At 71.3% G+C, this 17,633-nt stretch carries 20 protein-coding genes and 1 pseudogene; 10 read left to right on the top strand and 11 right to left on the bottom strand.

The genetic code is table 11. The annotated features are described in order from the left end of the window. The 6 genes from B9H04_RS11280 to B9H04_RS11255 all read left to right on the top strand — a co-directional run. The coding region (locus B9H04_RS11280) for a metal ABC transporter solute-binding protein, Zn/Mn family (RefSeq protein WP_169714309.1) at nt 1–535 on the top strand (535 nt) is incomplete at its 5' end. 100 nt (nt 536–635) lie between these two features. After that, nucleotides 636–1,376 (top strand): metal ABC transporter ATP-binding protein, encoded by a 741-nt coding sequence (locus B9H04_RS11275; RefSeq protein WP_049929854.1) that lies wholly within the window; start codon nt 636–638, stop codon nt 1,374–1,376. Beyond that, entirely contained in the window at nt 1,376–2,452 is a 1,077-nt protein-coding gene (locus B9H04_RS11270; protein ID WP_085682713.1) for a metal ABC transporter permease, read from the top strand. Before B9H04_RS11275 ends, B9H04_RS11270 begins: the two co-directional genes overlap by 1 nt. A gap of 98 nt (nt 2,453–2,550) precedes the next feature. Then, the gene (locus B9H04_RS11265; RefSeq protein WP_049929859.1) at nt 2,551–2,835 is read left to right on the top strand and encodes a DUF7545 family protein; all 285 of its coding nucleotides are present in this window, start codon (nt 2,551–2,553) and stop codon (nt 2,833–2,835) included. A 78-nt stretch (nt 2,836–2,913) separates the two neighbouring features. Further along, on the top strand, nt 2,914–3,357 hold the full coding sequence (locus B9H04_RS11260; protein WP_049929861.1) for a thioredoxin domain-containing protein: 444 nt from the start codon (nt 2,914–2,916) through the stop codon (nt 3,355–3,357). Between the two features lie 37 nt (nt 3,358–3,394). Next, nucleotides 3,395–3,907 (top strand): GIY-YIG nuclease family protein, encoded by a 513-nt coding sequence (locus B9H04_RS11255; RefSeq protein ID WP_049929863.1) that lies wholly within the window; start codon nt 3,395–3,397, stop codon nt 3,905–3,907. Between the two features lie 62 nt (nt 3,908–3,969). On the opposite strand, the gene B9H04_RS11250 is transcribed toward B9H04_RS11255, so the two are convergent. The 3 genes from B9H04_RS11250 to B9H04_RS11240 form a co-directional block, all read right to left on the bottom strand. After that, complete coding sequence (locus tag B9H04_RS11250; protein ID WP_049929865.1) at nt 3,970–4,452, bottom strand: acyl-CoA thioesterase; 483 nt, start codon at nt 4,450–4,452, stop codon at nt 3,970–3,972. A 79-nt stretch (nt 4,453–4,531) separates the two neighbouring features. Further along, nucleotides 4,532–4,990 (bottom strand): bifunctional nuclease family protein, encoded by a 459-nt coding sequence (locus tag B9H04_RS11245; RefSeq protein WP_049929866.1) that lies wholly within the window; start codon nt 4,988–4,990, stop codon nt 4,532–4,534. A gap of 72 nt (nt 4,991–5,062) precedes the next feature. Then, nucleotides 5,063–5,752, bottom strand: coding sequence for an ArsR/SmtB family transcription factor (locus tag B9H04_RS11240; protein ID WP_049929867.1), 690 nt, complete (start codon nt 5,750–5,752; stop codon nt 5,063–5,065). A 124-nt stretch (nt 5,753–5,876) separates the two neighbouring features. Between B9H04_RS11240 and B9H04_RS11235 the strand changes: the two genes are divergently transcribed. The 4 genes from B9H04_RS11235 (at nt 5,877) to B9H04_RS18720 (ending at nt 9,731) form a co-directional block, all read left to right on the top strand. Beyond that, nucleotides 5,877–7,661, top strand: a complete 1,785-nt coding sequence (locus tag B9H04_RS11235; RefSeq protein WP_049929869.1) for a TraB/GumN family protein — start codon at nt 5,877–5,879, stop codon at nt 7,659–7,661. Beyond that, nucleotides 7,658–8,332: a zinc metalloprotease gene (locus B9H04_RS11230; protein WP_085682712.1), complete on the top strand. Its 675-nt coding sequence runs from the start codon at nt 7,658–7,660 to the stop codon at nt 8,330–8,332. Before B9H04_RS11235 ends, B9H04_RS11230 begins: the two co-directional genes overlap by 4 nt. Nucleotides 8,333–8,414: 82 nt before the next feature. Further along, entirely contained in the window at nt 8,415–9,461 is a 1,047-nt protein-coding gene (gene purM, locus B9H04_RS11225; protein ID WP_049929871.1) for a phosphoribosylformylglycinamidine cyclo-ligase, read from the top strand. Nucleotides 9,462–9,566: 105 nt separating this feature from the next. Then, the gene (locus tag B9H04_RS18720; RefSeq protein WP_169514826.1) at nt 9,567–9,731 is read left to right on the top strand and encodes a hypothetical protein; all 165 of its coding nucleotides are present in this window, start codon (nt 9,567–9,569) and stop codon (nt 9,729–9,731) included. 1 nt (nt 9,732) lies between these two features. Here the strand turns inward: B9H04_RS18720 and B9H04_RS11220 are convergent, their stop codons facing one another. From B9H04_RS11220 to ilvB, 8 genes and pseudogenes are all read right to left on the bottom strand, one after another. Continuing rightward, nucleotides 9,733–10,275, bottom strand: coding sequence for a CBS domain-containing protein (locus B9H04_RS11220; RefSeq protein WP_049929872.1), 543 nt, complete (start codon nt 10,273–10,275; stop codon nt 9,733–9,735). A 96-nt stretch (nt 10,276–10,371) separates the two neighbouring features. Then, on the bottom strand, nt 10,372–10,743 hold the full coding sequence (locus B9H04_RS11215; protein WP_085682711.1) for a DUF555 domain-containing protein: 372 nt from the start codon (nt 10,741–10,743) through the stop codon (nt 10,372–10,374). A 95-nt stretch (nt 10,744–10,838) separates the two neighbouring features. Further along, nucleotides 10,839–11,837, bottom strand: coding sequence for an isocitrate/isopropylmalate family dehydrogenase (locus B9H04_RS11210; protein ID WP_085682710.1), 999 nt, complete (start codon nt 11,835–11,837; stop codon nt 10,839–10,841). A gap of 5 nt (nt 11,838–11,842) precedes the next feature. Beyond that, nucleotides 11,843–12,466: a 3-isopropylmalate dehydratase small subunit gene (gene leuD / locus B9H04_RS11205; protein WP_049929874.1), complete on the bottom strand. Its 624-nt coding sequence runs from the start codon at nt 12,464–12,466 to the stop codon at nt 11,843–11,845. Then, a complete protein-coding gene (leuC, locus tag B9H04_RS11200; protein WP_085682709.1) occupies nt 12,466–13,926 on the bottom strand; it encodes a 3-isopropylmalate dehydratase large subunit in 1,461 nt (486 codons plus the stop codon). The genes leuD and leuC overlap by 1 nt, the downstream gene beginning before the upstream one ends. A gap of 58 nt (nt 13,927–13,984) precedes the next feature. Continuing rightward, nucleotides 13,985–15,042: pseudogene (gene ilvC, locus B9H04_RS11195) on the bottom strand (ketol-acid reductoisomerase). Between the two features lie 33 nt (nt 15,043–15,075). Then, nucleotides 15,076–15,819, bottom strand: a complete 744-nt coding sequence (gene ilvN, locus B9H04_RS11190) for an acetolactate synthase small subunit (protein WP_049929878.1) — start codon at nt 15,817–15,819, stop codon at nt 15,076–15,078. Further along, nucleotides 15,816–17,627 (bottom strand): biosynthetic-type acetolactate synthase large subunit, encoded by a 1,812-nt coding sequence (gene ilvB, locus B9H04_RS11185; RefSeq protein ID WP_049929880.1) that lies wholly within the window; start codon nt 17,625–17,627, stop codon nt 15,816–15,818. The genes ilvN and ilvB overlap by 4 nt, the downstream gene beginning before the upstream one ends. Nucleotides 17,628–17,633: the final 6 nt, after the last annotated feature.

Below are 17,633 nucleotides of genomic sequence, written 5' to 3'. Positions count from 1 at the left end.
GTACGACCCCCACGTCTGGACGGACCCGGTCCTCGCGGCCGAGATGGTCGACACGATCGCGACCGGGCTGGGCGAGGCGGACCCGGCCAACGCCGAGGCGTACGCCGCCAACGCCGAGGCGTACGCCGCGGATCTGGACGCGCTCGACGACGCCTTCCGGTCGATCGCCGAGGACGCCGCGCGCGACGTGGCGGTGTTGGCGGGCCACAACTCTTTCCAGTACCTGGAGGCGCGCTACGGGTTCCGGCTCCGCTCGCCGGTGGGCGTCTCACCGCAGAACGAGCCGACCCAGTCGGAGATCGCCGACACGATCGACCTCGTCGACGCGGAGGGGATCGACGTGGTGCTGTACGACCGGTTCCAGTCGCCGCGGCTCGCCGAGTCGATCGTCGAGAACAGCGGCGCGGCGGAGGCGGTTCCCGTCACGCCGGCCGGGGGGACGACGCGGGAGTGGAACGACGCCGGGTACGGCTACCTCGAACAGATGACCGAGATCAACGTCCCGGCCTTCGAGCGGGCGTTCGGGGCGCAGTGACCGGCACGGTCGCCGGCGCGCCGAGCGACGCCCCGACCCGGCGGCGCGGCGACGGAGTAAAAGAGCTAAACGTGCGGCCGGTCCAGATGGGGCACACGAAGTGACCGCGATCGTCGACCTCGACGGCGTGACGTTCTCCTACGGCGACACCGTCGCCGTGAGAGACGTCTCTCTCACCGTCGAGGAGGGCGACTTCCTCGGGCTCGTCGGACCGAACGGCTCCGGGAAGACGACGCTGCTCCACCTCATGCTCGGCCTCCACGAGCCCGACGAGGGGTCCGTCGAGCTGTTCGGCCGGCCGGTCGACGAGTTCGACGACGGCGGCCGGATCGGCTACGTCTCCCAGAAGGCGACGAGCCGCGGCGGCGCGATGCCCGTCACCGTCCGTGAGTGCGTCACGATGGGGCGGTTCGCGCACGCCGGGCGAGGGCGGCTCTCCGCGGCCGACCGCGCAGCCGTCGCGGACGCCATCGAGACGGTCGGGGTCGGGGACCTGGCCGACCGGCTCGTCTCGGAGCTGTCCGGCGGGCAGAAGCAGCGAGCGTACATCGCTCGCGCCCTCGCGAGCGACGCGGACCTGCTCGCGCTCGACGAGCCGACGGTCGGCGTCGACGCCGAGTCGCGCGACGCGTTCTACGCCCTCCTCGACGAGCTCAACGAAGACGGGATTACGATCATCCTCATCGAACACGACATCGGCGTCGTCACCGACCGCGCGGACCGCATCGCCTGTATCAACACCGAGCTGTACCACCACGGGGACACGGAGTCGTTCGTCGATAGCGACGCCCTCGCGGAGGCGTACGGCGCGACCGGACAGGTCGTCCACCACCACCACTGATGACCGGGGAGACACCGGCCGACCGGGAGCGGGAGCGTCCGCGTCCGGACCGGACCGGCCGCGAACGAGGACTCCGCCGGACCGCGGAGCTCGCCGGGATCGGGCTCACGGGCGTCGTCGCGGCGGTCATGCTCTCGTTCCTCCTCCTCTACTGGACGCAGGACCTGCCGGTGGCGAGCGAGCTGTACGCCGCGTTCCGCTCGATGGGGCGCGCGATGGACGCCGCGTTCGGGACGAACGTCTTCCGACACCCGATCATGTGGCAGTCGATGGCGGTTGGCGTGCTCGTCGGGGTGGTCGCCCCGCTCGTCGGCTCCTTCCTCGTCCACCGCGAGATGGCGCTGATCGGCGAGACGCTCGCGCACACCGCGTTCGCCGGGGTCGCCGTCGGGATCCTCGTCACCTCCTCGACGGGGTGGAACGGCTCGCTGCTGCTCGTCGCGCTCGCGGTCGGCATCCTCGGGGCGCTCGGGGTCCAGTGGCTCACCGAGCGCACCGACGCGTACGGCGACGTACCCATCGCGATCATGCTCAGCGGGAGCTTCGCGGTCGGGACCCTGATCATCAGCTACGGCGACGGGCTCACCGGCGTGAACATCCAGGGGTACCTGTTCGGGAACCTCGCGGTCGTCACGCCGGAGGGCGCGCGCCTCATGGGAGCGCTCTCGCTGATCGTCGTCGCAGGCGTTGCGCTGACGTACAAGCAGCTCCTCTTCATCACCTTCGACGAGCAGGCCGCGCGGGTCGCCCAGCTGAACGTCACCGGCTACAACACCCTGCGCGTCGTGCTGACCGCGGTCGTCGTCGTCGGCGCGATGCAGGTGCTCGGCGTCATCCTCGTGGCGGCGATGCTCGTCGTCCCCGTCGCGGCCGCCTCGCAGGTGGCCCGGAGCTTCCGCGAGACGATGTACCTCGCCGTCATCTTCGGCCAGCTGTCGGTGATCGGCGGCTTCGCCGTTTCGATCGGACTCGGCCTCCCCTCCGGGGGGTCGATCGTCGTCACGGCCATCGCGGTGTACCTCGGCAGCATCGTCGGCTCCGGCTCCTCGGTGAAGGCGATCTCGTCGCACGGTTGACGGGTCGGACCGGCGGGCTCGGAGGCCGCAGGCGGCGGTCGTGCGCGGCTCGCGTCCGGTTTCCACAGACCCTTATGTCGCGGCCGCGACCGACGGATATGGGAGAGACAGAAACCTACACGGTCACCGGTCCCGACGGTGACGAGGAGTCGTTCGAACTGCCCGCCGGCCTCGTCGACGTGCTCAGCGAGCAGGGCGAGGCCGCGACCGCCGTGGTCTCAGACGTCGTCGTCCAGGCGATGGCCCAGCAGGCGCACGTCATCGTCCACCACAGCGAGGGCGACGTGCCCGAGGACATCGCGGAGATGAACGAGACGGCCGCGGAGCTGTTCGAGGAGCGGTTCGGGCAGTCGCTCGAAGACGCGCTCGGCCACTCGCACTGAGCGGGTCCGACGCGCCCCGGCACCCGAACGAGTTCGTCCGACCGGCCGCTTAAGCCGGTCGAGTCCCTACGTTTTCGCATGTCTACTGACCCGGACGGCGCGGACGCGCCGGTGCTGATCTTCGACGGCGACTGCCCGTACTGCTCGGTCGCCGCCGTCGCGCTCCGCCGGCTCGAGGGCGTCGTCGCGGTCCCGTGGGAGGCCGACCCGGTCGGCCCGTTCCTCGACGCGCAGTTCGGCTCGCGCCCGTTCGCGATGGTGCTCGTCGACCCGGTCGAGCGGCGGGTGTACGCGGGGCGGTCGGCCGCCGAGGAGCTGGCCGACCGCGCGGGAACGCCGGGCATCGTCGGCGGGCTCGTGCGCGACAACTACGACCGCATCGCCGACGTCGTCGGGACGCTGTCCGGCCGGGGCCGCGACCCCGCGGACGTCCACGACACCTACCGACTGGACGACGACGCGGGCGAGATGGTCGGGTCGCTCCGGGCGGCCGCCGACGAGGCGCCGACCGCGCTGTCGTGAGCGCGACCGGGACCGGGTCGCGGCCGGCGGGGGACGGATGACCGACGCCGACGGCGGCAGCTACACCCTCATCGTCGCCCTCGCGGCCGACGCCACGCTGTCGGCGGGCGCGCTCGGCGAACACCGTCTCCCGGCCGGCGCGTACGCGTACACGGGTAGCGCGCTCGGCGCCGGCGGGTTCTCGCGGGTCGACAGGCACCGGCGGACGGCGCGGGGCGACCACGACGTCCGCCACTGGCACGTCGACTACCTGCTCGGTCACCCGGCCGCGCGGATCGACCGCGTCGTGCGGAGCCTCGGCGTCGACGTCGAGTGTCCGGTCGCGGAGCGCCTACCCGCCGGCCCGGTAGACGGGTTCGGCGCCTCCGACTGCGACTGTCCGAGTCACCTCGCGGCAGGCGACGCGTCCGAGGCGGCCGAGGTGAGCGGACCCGACCGCGACGCGCTCGACGGCCTCGCGGAGCGCGCGCTGGCGGCGCACGAGGCCGCGGTCGCGGCCGCCGCCGACCCGGACGCGACCGTCGAGGTCGTCGCGGGCTCGGGAGAGTAACGGGCCGTGCGGTCGGCGGTCGTGCCGGTTCACGGGGCTGGAGGTCGTGTCGGTCTGCGCGGTCAGAGGTCGTACCGGTTCACGACCTGTCGCAGCTGCTCCTCGCGCCCGTTCATAGCGTCCTCGCGGAGCGCTTCCTCGTCGGCGGTCGGACAGTCGAGGTCGGGGACCGGCGTGGGGCGCCCGTCGTCGTCGAGCGCGACGAAGGTGAAGTAGGAGGTGGTGGTCCGGCGCGTCTCGTCCGTGCGGGGATTCTCCGCGCGCACGTCGACCTTCACGTCGACGCTCGTCCGGCCGGTGTTGAACACGTATCCCTCGACGATCGCGACCTCGCCCATCTCGATCGGCGAGATGAAGTCGACGTGGTCCATCGACGCGGTGACCACCTGTCGGTTCGAGAACCGCATGCCGGCGATGGCGCCGCAGATGTCCATCCAGTGGAGCACGGCGCCCCCGAGCGCCCGGCCGAGGTTGTTCGTGTCGTTCGGGAGGAGCATCTCCGTCATCTCCGTGTGCGAGGAGGCGAGCGTCGCGGTCTCGTCCATGCCCGTGGTGGGAGATGCGGCAACTTGAACGACGGGCTTCGGCGCGGGCCCGCCGCCCGCCGAGTCCGGGGCCCCGGGCTCAGCGCTCCTCCGATGGGTCGCCGTCGCCGCTAAACTGGACCGAGTCGGGCGGTCGCCCCGCTTCGTCTATCACCTCGTCGGTGACGACGATCGGACAGTCGAGGCGCACGGCGAGCGCGAGCGCGTCGGAGGGACGGGCGTCGAAGACGAACCGCTCCGGCTCGCCCTCCTCGTAGCGCTCGGCGTCGACCTTCGCGTAGAAGGTGCCGTCGCGGAGGTCGTCGACGCGGACGCGGTCGATGGCGCCGCCGAACTCCGTGAGGATGTCAACGAGCAGGTCGTGCGTGAGCGGTCGGTCGAACGGTTCGCCCTCCAGCGCCATACCGATCGATCGGGCTTGGTCGCCGCTGACGAATATCGGGACGTACTCGTCGCGCGCGGAGAGGATCACCGCCGGGACGTCGCCGCTCGGCGCAGACCCCGCACCGACCCCGACGACCTCGGCTTCGTGTTCCATATCGGAACGTGGTGACGGCCGCTTGAATAGCTGTCCCACGCGCGTCCCGTTCGGTCCGCGACCCCCGCCGCCCTAGCTCGACGCTCGGTACCAGTACGCCCACGCCAGCGTGAAGACGAGCGCGGCGGCGACGAAGAAGACGACCCCCGGCTCGACGAGCGAGACCGCGTACTCCGCGAGCGGGCGGCCGACGAGGTCGACCGCACTGTCGGCGCCGTCGGCGGCGGTGTTCTGGTCGGGGACGCTCTCTATCGAGGGGCCGTCGGTGCTGGCCGTCCCAACGTCGTCACCGCCCGAGGCGCTCGTCCGCGGGTCCGCGAGCGAGCCGACCGCGAGGAGCCGCTGGGCGGCGACCGCGGCGAGTCCGATGATCCCGTACCCGCCGAGCAGACGCATGAGCGCGGTCTTGATCCCCGTCGACTCCTCGGAGCCGCCAGCGAACAGCACGAGCGGCTCGTCCGCTGCGGCGTACACGTCCATCTCGCGGCCCTTCTCGGAGTAGGCGGTGTCGACCACCTCCACGAGGTCGGCCTCGTCGAGCCGGGAGAGGTGGTACTGGACGTTCTGGAGCGAGGTGTCGACCTCGTCGGCGATCTCCGACTTCGTCGCCGGGCGGTCGTGGAGCGTCGAGAGGATCGCGCGCGCCGTCTCGGAGCCGAGGGCCGCGATGAGGTCGTCGGCCTCGTCGTCGTCGACGCCGACGACCCGGGGCTCGCGCTCCTCTGGCGTCGCGTCCGGCAGGGAGGGCAACAGCCGGGACATACGACATCCTGTGGCGCGTGAGGATACAAACTTGTTGGATCGTTGGGGACGGGGTCGACCCCGCCCGAGCGGGAGCCGGGACCGACGCACAAACCCTAAACGCGGTGACCGAGTACGTCGGGTGATGACAGAGACGTCACGGGGGACCGACGACGAGGCACCCCCGTCGACCGACAGACCGCCGCGCACCGACGGCGGCGACCTCGACCGGAATCCGGGCCGCGGACCCGCCGCCGACGGCGAGGGGAGCGTGACGGTCGTCGGGACCGCGCACGTGTCGGAGCGCTCCGTCGACGAGGTCGAGGAGACGATAGAGCGGGAACGCCCCGACGTCGTCGCGGTCGAGCTCGACGAGGGGCGCTACCGCCAGATGAACGGCGAGACGCCCGACGACCTCGACGCCGGCGACCTGCTCAGGGGGAACACGGTGTTCCAGTTTCTGGCGTACTGGATGCTCTCGTACGTCCAGACCCAGCTCGGCGAGCGGTTCGATATCGAGCCGGGCGCCGATATGAAGGCCGCCGTTGACATCGCCGAGTCGCTCGGCATCGACGTCGCCTTGGTCGACCGCGACATCCAGACCACGATCCAACGCTTCTGGGCCCGCATGACGATCACGGAGAAGCTCCGGCTCGTCGGCGGGCTCGCGTTCGGCGTCAGCGACCCGCGCGTCGCCGGCGCGATCGGCGGGCTCCTGGTCGGGATCCTCGCCGGGCCGGCCATCGGCCTCTTCGGCGGCGCCGTCGGGATCACCGACGCGATCCTGACGAGCGTCGCCGCGGGCGTCCTCGTCGCGCTCGGCGTCGGGATCGCCGTCGACCAGGTCGGCTCGCTCGCGCTCTCTCCGGACCAGCGGCTCTACGCCGCGGTCGGCACCGGGCTCTCGACCGGCGTCGCCGCCGGGGTCACCGGGGCCGCGAACGGACCCGTCTCGGCGTACCTCGGCGGGTTCCCCGTTGCGGCGATCGGGGGCTTCGGGATCGGGATCGGCCTCGGTCTCGTCGTCGGCGCCGTCCTCGCGATCGCGGTCAGCGGGTTCGGCGGCGGCGAGGTGGACCCGGAGGCCGGGGGTATCGAGGAGCTGGACGCCGCGGACCTCACCGACACGGACGTGGTGACGATGATGATGGAGGAGTTCCGGCAGTTCTCCCCGGGCGGCGCGGAGGCGCTCATCGACGAGCGCGACGCGTTCATCGCCCACCGGCTCGTCGCGCTCCGCGAGGCCGGGCACGACGTGGTCGCCGTCGTCGGCGCGGGCCACCAGGCGGGGATCGAGCGGTACCTCGCCGAGCCCGCGACCCTCCCGGCGATGGACGACTTGGTCGGCGAGGAATCGGGACGCGGGCTCCCCTGGAAGAAGGCGATCGGCTACGCGATCACCGTCGGCTTCGTCGGCTTCTTCCTCCTGCTGGCGCTCGGCGGCGCCGGCAACGCGTTCCTGCTCCGGCTGTTCGGCGCGTGGTTCCTGATCAACGGCGTCTTCGCCTTCGCCTTCGCGAAGGTCGCCGGCGCACGCTGGCTCTCGGCGGGCGTCGGCGGCGCCGTCGCGTGGATGACCTCGATCAACCCGCTGCTCGCGCCCGGCTGGTTCACCGGCTACGTCGAACTGCGGAGCCTGACCGTGAACGTGGCGGACATCGGCGCGCTCAACGACCTGCTCGGCGACGAGACGCGGTCGGTCGGCGAGTTAGTCTCCGCGATGCTCGACGTGCCGCTTTTCCGGCTCATCGTCGTCGTCGCGATGACGAACGTCGGCAGCATCGTCGCGAGCTTCCTCTTCGCGGCGTACGTCATCCCGGCGATGTTCGGCGCCGAGGTCGGCGGCGTCGACGAGGTCGGGCGGCTGCTCGTCGAGGGCGCGGTCAACGGCGCCGACCTCGTGCGCGGCGCCGTGGGGGGGATCGCATGAGCGGCGGCACGACGTTCTCGGGGCGGCGAATCGCGGGGCTCTACTTCAGCGGCGCGGAGCTCCGCGACCTGCTCGTCGCGTGGCTCGCCTTGGGCGTGGCGTTCACCCTGTTCTTCGTCGGCGGCTCGGCCGGGATCGGTCGCATCCTCGCCGCGGGCGTGATCCCGCCGCTGTTCGTCGGGCTCGCGACCGCTGGGGTCGCCTTCCTCCTCCACGAGGTCGCGCATAAGGTCGTCGCGGTCCACTACGACCAAGTCGCGGAGTTCCGCGCGGACAACAGCATGTTGTTCCTTGCCGTGATGAGCTCGCTCCTCGGGTTCATCTTCGCCGCGCCCGGCGCCGTCCCCCACCGCGGGCGGCTGACGCCGCGGGAGCACGGGCATATCGCGCTCGCCGGCCCGGCCGTGAACCTCGGGCTGATGGCCGTGTTCTTCCCGCTGTTCGCGCTCGGCGGGCTCCTCGGCAGCGAACTCGTGACGATCCTCGGCGCGCGCGGCATCGCGATCAACGCGTTTCTCGCGGCGTTCAACCTCGTCCCGTACGGCCCGCTCGACGGGAAGACGGTGCTGTCGTGGAGCAAGCCGGTCTGGGCGGCCGTCTTCGTCCCCTCGGTCCTGCTCGCCGTCGGGCTCGTCTTCGTCGTCGGGCTCGGCTTCGGCGGCCCGTTCTGAGCCGCGGTCGGGCGACCGCCGCGCGTCCGGCGGCTTCGCCCGGAACGGTGCGTTTTTGCTCCGCCGGCGTGCCTCCACACACATGACCGAGGGCGACGGGAGCGGCGGCGGGGGACCGGACGGCGACGACGAACTCACCTACGCGGACGCGGGCGTCGATATCGACGCGAGCGAGGCCGCCACCGCCGCGCTGATCGGCGCGGTCGGCTCGGACTCCGACGCGGACGGCTCGGGGAGCGACTACGCGGGCCTCCTCGATATCGGCGACCGCTACCTCGCGCTCGCGACCGACGGCGTCGGGACGAAGCTCCTCGTCGCGGAGGCGCTCGGCGACTACTCCACGGTCGGCATCGACTGTATCGCGATGAACGTCAACGACCTCGTCGCGGCCGGGGTCCGCCCCGTCGCGTTCGTCGACTACCTCGCCGTCGACGAGCCGGACGAGCGGTTCGCAGAGCAGGTCGGCGAGGGGCTCGCTCGCGGCGCCGAGCTGGCGGACATCGAACTCGTCGGCGGCGAAACGGCCGTGATGCCGGATGTCGTCCGCGGGCTCGACCTGGCCGGTACGTGCGCGGGCCTCGCCGCGAAGGACGGCGTGTTCGACGGTCGCGCGGAGCCGGGCGACGCGCTCGTCGGCTGGCAGTCGTCGGGGATCCACTCGAACGGGCTCACGCTGGCCCGAGAGGCCGTCACGCGCGACCACGCCTACACGGATCCCTGCCCGTTCGGCGACTACGAGACGCTCGGCAACGCGCTGCTCGAACCGACCGCGATATACACCGACCTGCTCGACCCGATGCGCGACCACGGCGTCCGCGGCGCCGCCCACGTGACGGGCGGCGGCTGGACGAACCTCGACCGCCTCGGCGATCACCGCTACGTCGTCGACGACGCGTTCGACCCGCAGCCCGTCTTCGAGTTCGTCCGGTCCGAGGGGAACGTCTCCGACGAGGAGATGTACCGCACGTTCAACATGGGGACGGGGTTCGTCGCCGCGGTCGACGCCGACGCCGCGGACGCGCTGGCCGACGCGACCGACGGTCGCGTGATCGGCCGCGTCGAGGACGGCGCGGCGGACGCCGGAGGCGACGACGGGGCGAGCGTCGCGATCCGCGGGCTGGAGCTGTGAGCGGTCGCGTCCGAGGTACCGGCGATCGTTGCGGCCGCCGCGGAGCGGCGGCGGGGCGTGCCGCCGACTGACCCGTTATGACCGGCCACCGCGTAGGCCGAGTCAATGACGGACGGGGCCGTATCGGAGGAAGAGAGCGGGACCGAAGCCGACGGCTCCGAGGACGACGGGGACGGACGGGCCGAAGAGTCGGCGCACGTCGAGGACGTGCCGGACGGCGCGGGGTGTACGGAGATCTGGGAGCGACTGTCGGAGCGGCGCGAGGAGTGAGCTACTGCGACAACTGCGCCGCAATGTCCGCCTCCGTGATGATTCCGACCGTCTCCCCGCCGTCGGTGACCATCACCGCCTTGTAGTGGTCGAGGAGGTTCCGGACCTCGTCGACGGTCGCCGACGGCGCGACCGTCGGGAACGACTCGCTCATCACCTCGCTGACCGGGTGATCGCCGACGTTCTCGCCGGCGTGGACCACGTCGCCCTGGCTGATCGACCCGACGGGCACGCCGTTCTGGAGAACGGGGAGCTGCGAGTACGCCTCGGCCTCCATCAGATCGACCGCCTCGCCCACGGCGTCGTCGGGCGCGACGCTGATCACGGTCTCGTTCATCAGGTCGGCCGCGCGCACGACCTCGCCCTCCGCCTCTTGGAGGGCGTTGACGATCCGGCGCAGCGTCGAGAGCCGCGGGTCGACGTCGCCGCCCTCGATCCGCGCGATGAGTGGCTGGGAGACGTCCGCGGCGTCGGCGAGTTCGCTCTGGGTCAGCTCCAGCGCGGTCCGGCGCTCGCGGAGATCCTGTGGCGTCGGCAGTTCCATGCCGGCTAATTACTTAGGGTTATTAGAAAAGCTTTCGGCACCGACCGGGCACCGGGATCGGTCCCGGCAGATCCGTCCGACGCCCCGCGTCCGTGCCTATCGCTCCGGCTCTTCGTCCTCGTCCGCGTCGGTCTCGAAGACGTCGATGACTTCGAGGGGAACGTCGCGGAGGGCGCCGCCGACCTCGCTTTTCGCGATCCGTTCCGCGTGCTCCTCGCTGTCGGCGTTGAACACGTCGATCTCTAGGAGCAGCCCTACGAGGGCCGTGTTCGCCGCGAGGAGCGCGGCGTCGAACGGCTCGCCGCAGGCCGGACAGCCGGTGACGCCGGGCTCGACCTCGACGTACTGCTTGTCCGTCTCGTTGAGTCGCTTGCCGGCTTCGCTGACCGCGACGCCGATGGCGTCGTCGGTCTCCTCGACGTCACGGACCAACCAGGCGGCTTCCATCGCGACTTCGTAGTTGCTCATACGCGGTCGGAGGAGCCGCAGGGTTTCTTGTCTTGTGGTTTGGCCGCGGTCGAAAACGAGCCGTCGATCGCGCGGAACCGGCGGCGAGACGCGCCCTACAGGCGGTCGACGATCGCCGCGGTGACCTCGTCGGTCGTCGCCGAGCCGCCGAGGTCGCCGGTGCGCGGGCCGTCGGAGAGGACGCCCTCGACCGCGTCGCGGACCCGCTGCCCCGCCTCGACGTGGCCGAGATACTCGAGCAGCATGGCCGCCGAGAGGACCGCCGCGGTCGGGTTGGCGACCCCCTCGCCCGCGATGTCCGGGGCCGTGCCGTGGACCGGCTCGAACAGCGCGTTGTCGTGGCCGATGTTCGCCGACGGGAGCAGACCGAGGCCGCCGACGAGCCCGGCCGCGAGGTCGGAGAGCACGTCGCCCGCGAGGTTCGGGCAGACGATCACGCCGTACTGGCCCGGGTCGAGCGGGAGCTTCGTCGCGAACGCGTCCATCAGCTCCTCGTCGGCGTCGACGCCGCGCTCGTCTGCGACCGCCGCGACCTCGTCGCGGAACCGGCCGTCCGTCTCGCGCATCACGTTCGCCTTGTGGGCGACGGTGAACCCCTCCTCTGGGTCCCCGGCGGGGCCGCGCCCGTCCTCGACAAAGTCACAGGCGTACTCGGCCAGCCCGCGCGAGGCCGACGACGTGACGACGCGTGTCAGCGTCGAGAGGTCCTCCGAGAGGCGGTCCTCGTGGCCCGCGTAGACGCCCTCGGTGTTCTCGCGGAGGAACACCACGTCCGTCTCCGGCCGGAGCGCGTCGACGCCCGGGAGCGCCTTCGCGGGCCGGACGTTGACGAACGAGTCCACCGCCTCGCGCAGCGGGAGGATCACGTCGGCGGCCGTCTCGCCCGCCGCGCCGAACAGCGTCGCGTCCGCGTCGGCCACCAGGTCGTACGTCTCGTCGGGGAGCGCCTCGCCGGTCGCGTCCCGGGTCGCGTCGCCCGCGTCCCCGCGGACGAACTCGAAGTCGGGGTCGAGCGCGTCCAACACCTCGACGGCGGCCGGCACGACCTCGCGGCCGATGCCGTCGCCCTCGATGACGACGATCTCGTCGGTCATCCGGCTCAGTCGTCCCCCTCGACGTACGGCAGGTCGGCGACAGTCTCGTCGACCTTGCTCCGGTTCGAGTACATCAGCGCGGTCGTGTCCCAGATCCCTTCGACCAAGGCCTCGCGCATCGCGTCGTCGACCTCGACGTCGATGACGGTGTCGCCATAAGTGACCGTCTCCCCTTCCACGTCGACCTCGATGTCGCCGTCGGGGTTCGCCTCGATCCACTCCTGGAGCTCGACCACGGTCTCGTGGTCGGCGGTGACCGCGGGGATGCCGAGCGACTTACAGTTGTCGCGGAAGATCTCGGCGTAGGACTCGCCGACGACGCCGTCGACGCCCCACCGCATCATCGCCTGCGGCGCGTGCTCCCGGGAGGAGCCGCAGCCGAAGTTGGAGTTAACGACCGCGATCGACGCGCCCTCGAAGCGGTTGAGCGGGTGGTCGTTGAACTCCCCGTCCTCGTCGCGCCGGGCGTCATAGAAGAGGTAGTCCGCCATGTTGTCGAACGTGACCTCCTTCATGAACTGCGCCGGCAGGATCTGGTCGGTGTCGACGTCGTCGCCGGGGATCGGGACGCCCGTGCCCGAGACCTCGGTGATGTGTTGGTCGTCGCCCGCGTTGGCGTCGGGGGCCATCAGTCGGCCACCTCCTCGACGCCGCCCGCGCCGCCGGTCGGCCCGTCGTCCAGGTAGTCGCGCGCGTCGACGACCTCGCCCTCGACGGCCGCGGCCGCGACCATCGCGGGGCTCATCAGCACCGTCCGCCCCTCCTTCGAGCCCTGCCGGCCGACGAAGTTGCGGTTCGACGATGACGCACACACCTCGCCGGCGCCGAGCTGGTCGTCGTTCATCGCGAGGCACATCGAGCAGCCGGCGCGCCGCCACTGGAAGCCGGCCTCGATGAACGTCTGGTCGATGCCGCGCTCCTCGCACTGGGCGCGGACCGTCTCCGAGCCGGGTACGGCGAGCGCGCGCACGTCCTCGTCGACGCTGTGGTCCTCTAGGATCCGCGCCGCTTCCTTGAAATCCGAAAGGCGGCCGTTCGTACAGGTGCCGAGGAACGCCACGTCGACGTCGTACCCGAGCATCGACTGCCCGGGCTCGACCTCCATGTGGTCGATCGCCTTCTCGGCGGCCTCCCGGTCGGTCCGCTCCTCGACGTCGTCCGGGTGCGGCACCGCCTCGTCGATCCCGACCACCTGCCCGGGGTTGATCCCCCACGTGACCAGCGGGTCGAGTCCGTCGGCGTCGACCGTGACCACGTCGTCGTACTCGGCGTCGTCGTCGGAGGCGATCGATTCCCAGTACCGCTTCCGCTCCTCGAACGCCTCGCCCTCGGGGACGTACTCGCGGCCCCGCAGGTACTCGTAGGTGGTCTCGTCGGGGTTGATGTACCCCGCGCGGGCGCCGCCCTCGATGGACATGTTACAGACGGCGAGCCGTCCCTCCATGTCGAGCGCCTCGATTGCGGGGCCGCCGTACTCGTACACGTGGCCGACGCCGCCGTCGACGCCGAGGTCCTTGATCACTTTCATGATCACGTCCTTGGCGTAGACGCCCTCGCCGAGCTCGCCCTCGACTTCGATCCGGCGGACCTTCTGCTTGTCCGCGGCGATACAGCCGGTCGCGAGCACGTCGCGGATCTGGCTGGTCCCGATGCCGACGCCGATGGAGCCGAACGCGCCGTGGGTCGCCGTGTGGCTGTCGCCGCACGCGACCGTCATCCCCGGCTGCGAGAGGCCGAGTTCGGGGGCGACGACGTGCGTGATCCCCTGCTTCCCGGAGTCGAATCCGAAGAAGGTGATCCCGCTCTCGCTCGTGTTGCGTTCGAGCGCCGAGAGCATCTCCTCGGCCTGGTCGTCGGCCAGCGGGCGCTCGCGCTTGTCCGCCTCCGTCGGCGCGATGTGGTCGGTGGTCGCGAACGTCCGCTCCGGGTACGCCACGTCGAGGTCGCGCTCGCGCAGCATCCCGAACGCCTGCGGGCTCGTCACCTCGTGGACGAGGTGGAGCCCGACGAACAGCTGGTCCTGCCCGTTCGGCAGCTCCGTCACCTTGTGGCGCTCCCACACCTTGTCGTACAGCGTTCCCTCGCTCATCGGGCGTCACCCCGGACCGCCGCGCAGTCGGAAGACCGACCGCTCACCGCTACGCCCATCAGGCGGTCACCTCGGCGCTCTCCTCCTCGTCGCCCTCGGCCGACTCCTCCCACGCGAACAGGCCGCGCAGCTCCTCGCCGACGGCCTCGATCTCGTGGGTCTTCTCCGCCTCGCGGAGCTGGGTGTAGGAGGGGCGGCCCGCCTGGTTCTCCGCGATCCACTCGCGGGCGAACTGGCCGTTCTGGACCTTCTCCAAGACCTCTTCCATGTTCTCGCGGGCGTGTTCGTCGACGACCACGTCGCCCTGCGTGAGGCCGCCGTACTCGGCGGTGTCGGAGACGGAGTCCCACATCCCGCCGAGCCCGTCCTCGTACATCAGGTCGACGATGAGTTTGAGTTCGTTGAGGCACTCGAAGTACGCCATCTCGGGGGAGTCCCCGGCGTCGACGAGCGTCTCGTACCCCTGTTTCACCAGCGAGGTGACGCCGCCGCAGAGCACCGCCTGCTCGCCGAACAGGTCGGTCTCCGTCTCCTCGCGGAACGACGTCTCGACGACGCCGGCGCGGGTACAGCCGATCGCGGCCGCGTACGCGAGCCCCTCGTCGTGGGCGTCGCCGGTGGCGTCCTGGTACACCGCCAGCAGGCCGGGCGTCCCCTGGTCTTCTCGTAGTTGCGGCGCACGAGGTGGCCCGGCGACTTCGGCGCGACCATCGTCACGTCGACGTCCTCGGGCGGTTGGATCTGGTTGTAGTGGATGTTGAACCCGTGCGCGAACTGGAGCGTGTCGCCCGCGTCCAGGTTCGGTTCGATCGCGTTCTCGTACACGTCCGGCTGAACCGTGTCGGGGACGAGGACGCTCACCACGTCGGCCGCGGCGACGGCGTCCGCGGGGGCCTCCACGCGGAGCCCGTCGCCTTCGGCGGCGGCCCGGGAGGAGCTGCGCTCGCGGAGGCCGACGATCACGTCGACCCCGCTGTCGGCGAGGTTCTGCGCGTGCGCGTGGCCCTGCGAGCCGTAGCCGAGGACGGCCACCGTCTTGTGCGCGATCGCCTCCTCGTCGGCGTCTTCGTCGTAGTATACTGTCGAGTCGAACGTCTGCGTGTCGTCTTCGGTCATGTGTATCGTTGTGAGTTCCTGTGTGGTCGCGTGTCAGTCGTCGTGCGTGGTCGGTTCGGCGGCCGTGCCGGGCTTCTCGCCGGGCGCCGTGGGGGTGTTACCGCGAGCGAGGGCTGTCGGCCCCGTCCGCGCGATCTCGACGATACCGAACCGGTCGAACGCGCCGATCGCGTTGTCGATGCTCGCCTTGTCGCCGGTGAGTTCGACGGTGATCGTCTCGGGGCCGGCGTCGACCGTCCGGCCGTCGTACATCTCGGCGACCGCGTGGACCGCCGCGGGGTCGTCGGCCTCGACCTTCAGCAGGACGAGCTCCGAGGTGACCGCGTCGCCGGCGACCTCGCCGACCGAGATGACCGGCTTCAGCTTCGACATCTGCTTTTCGATCTGGTCGATCCCGGGGTCCGTCTCCTCGACGACCATGGTGATCCGCGAGTGACCGTCGACGGTCGTCGGCCCCACGGTGAGGCTCTCGATGTTGAACTGGCGGCGGGAGACGAGGCCGGAGACGCGCGCCAGCACGCCGGGCTCGTCCTCGACGAGTGCCGAGATGACGGCGCGGTGCGACTCGTGTTCGGCCTCGACGACGGGGTCGATCCGGATCCCCTCGAGGTTCCGGCGCCCCTCCGGGTGGTCGCGCTCGTTCGGACCGGGCTGTTCGCCCGGGAGCGGCCGGGAGTCGGCGCCGGGCGCGACGGGCGACCCGCCGTCGGCCGCCGCGGACGCCTCATCGCGCCCGGTGTGCGGCCCCCCGTCGGACGCCGCGGTGTCGTCGCTCATAGCTGGTCCTCCGCGGCCGCGAACTTCCCGTTCGCACCGCCGCTCGGCACCATCGGCAGGACGTTCTCCGCGGGGTCGACGTGGAAGTCGACCACGGCCGGCCCGTCATAGTCGAGGGCTTCCTCGACCGCGGGCGCGACCTCGTCGTAGTCGTCGACGCGGAGACCGAGCGCGCCGAACGCCTCCGCGAGCTTGTCGAACTCGGGCATCCACGTGTAGTCGGAGGCCATGTGTCGGCCCTCGTAGAACGCGTCCTGCCACTGGCGAACCATCCCGATGTACTCGTTGTTGAGCACGGCGATCGTGATGTCGAGCTCCTCGCGGACCGCGACCGACAGCTCCTGTATCGTCATCAGGAAGGAGCCGTCGCCGTCGAAACACACCACGTCGCGGTCCTCCTCGCCCATCGTGTCGGCCGCGACCCGCGCGCCGACCGCGGCGGGCACGCCGTACCCCATGGTCCCCAGCCCGTGGGAGGAGACCCACGTCCGCGGCTCCGTGTACGTCCAGAACTGCGAGGCCCACATCTGATGCTGGCCGACGCCGGTCGTGACGATCGTGTCATCGTCGGTCGCCTCGTCGAACGCCTCGACGACGAACTGGGGCTTCAGCGGCTCGTCCTCGGGCGTCGCGTACGTGAGCGGGTACGTCTCCCGCCACTCGTCGCACCGGTCGCGCCACGCCTCGGCGTCGGGCGCGTCGCGGACCGCGGCGGTCAGTTGGTCGAGGACGCGCCCGGCGTCGCCGATCAGCGGGTAGTCGGCGTGGACGTTCTTCGAGATCTCCGCGGGGTCGATGTCGACGTGGATCACCTCGGCCTCGGGCGCGAACGTGTCGATCCCGCCCGTGAGCCGGTCGTCGAACCGAGTGCCGACCGCGATCAGGCAGTCGGTGTGGGTGATCGCCAGGTTCGCGTAGCCGGTTCCGTGCATCCCCGCCCACGAGAGGCAGAGGTCGTCGTCCTCGGGGAACGAGCCGATCCCCGGCATCGTCGTCGTCACCGGGATCCCGTAGCTCCGGGCGAACGTCCGCGCCTCGTCGCTCGCGTCCGCCTTGATGACGCCGCCGCCGAACAGACAGACGGGGCGCTCGGCGGCCTCGATGGCGCGCGCTGCCTCCTCGACCGACTCCGCGTCGGCGTTCGGGTCGGGGTCGGTCCCCGCGGGCGGCGTCGCCGGACCTGGCGTCCGGTCGGTCTCGTCCTGCGTGACGTCCTTCGGGAGGTCGACGAGCGTCGGCCCGGGGCGCCCCGCGCGCGACAGCTCGAACGCCTCGCCGACGGTGTCGCCGACGGTGTCGGCCCCGCTCGCGAAGTAGTTGTGCTTCGTGATCGGGCGCGTGACGCCGACCGTGTCGGTCTCCTGGAACGCGTCGTTGCCGACGAACTCCGTGGGCACCTGCCCGGTCAGCGCCAACATCGCGTCGGAGTCCATGTCGGCGTCGGCGATGCCGGTGACGAGGTTCGTCGCGCCGGGGCCGGACGTGGCCATACAGAGCCCGGGTTCGCCCGCGACGACGCCGTACGCGTCGGCGGCGTGCGCGGCGCCCTGCTCGTGGGCCATCGTCACGTGCCGGACGGAGGAGTCGTACAGGGCGTCGTAGACAGGCATGATCGCGCCGCCCTGAACGCCGAAGGCGGTCTTCGCGCCCGCGGCCTCGAGGGCGGCGACGACCGACTCGGCGCCCGTCGAGACGGGCCCCGCCGTCTGGTGTTCGTCCGGTTCGGTCGGCTCCTCGGTCGCGGCCGCCGTCGAGCCGTCGTCCGACTCGTCCGCGTCGGATCGCGGCTGTGCTGCTGTGTCGCTCATTGTCGT

The sequence above is a fragment of the Halorubrum ezzemoulense DSM 17463 genome, from assembly GCF_002114285.1.
Lineage (GTDB): Archaea > Halobacteriota > Halobacteria > Halobacteriales > Haloferacaceae > Halorubrum > Halorubrum ezzemoulense.
Note: the sequence above shows the minus strand (reverse complement) of the source record. Positions and strands in the feature narration are given on the sequence as shown.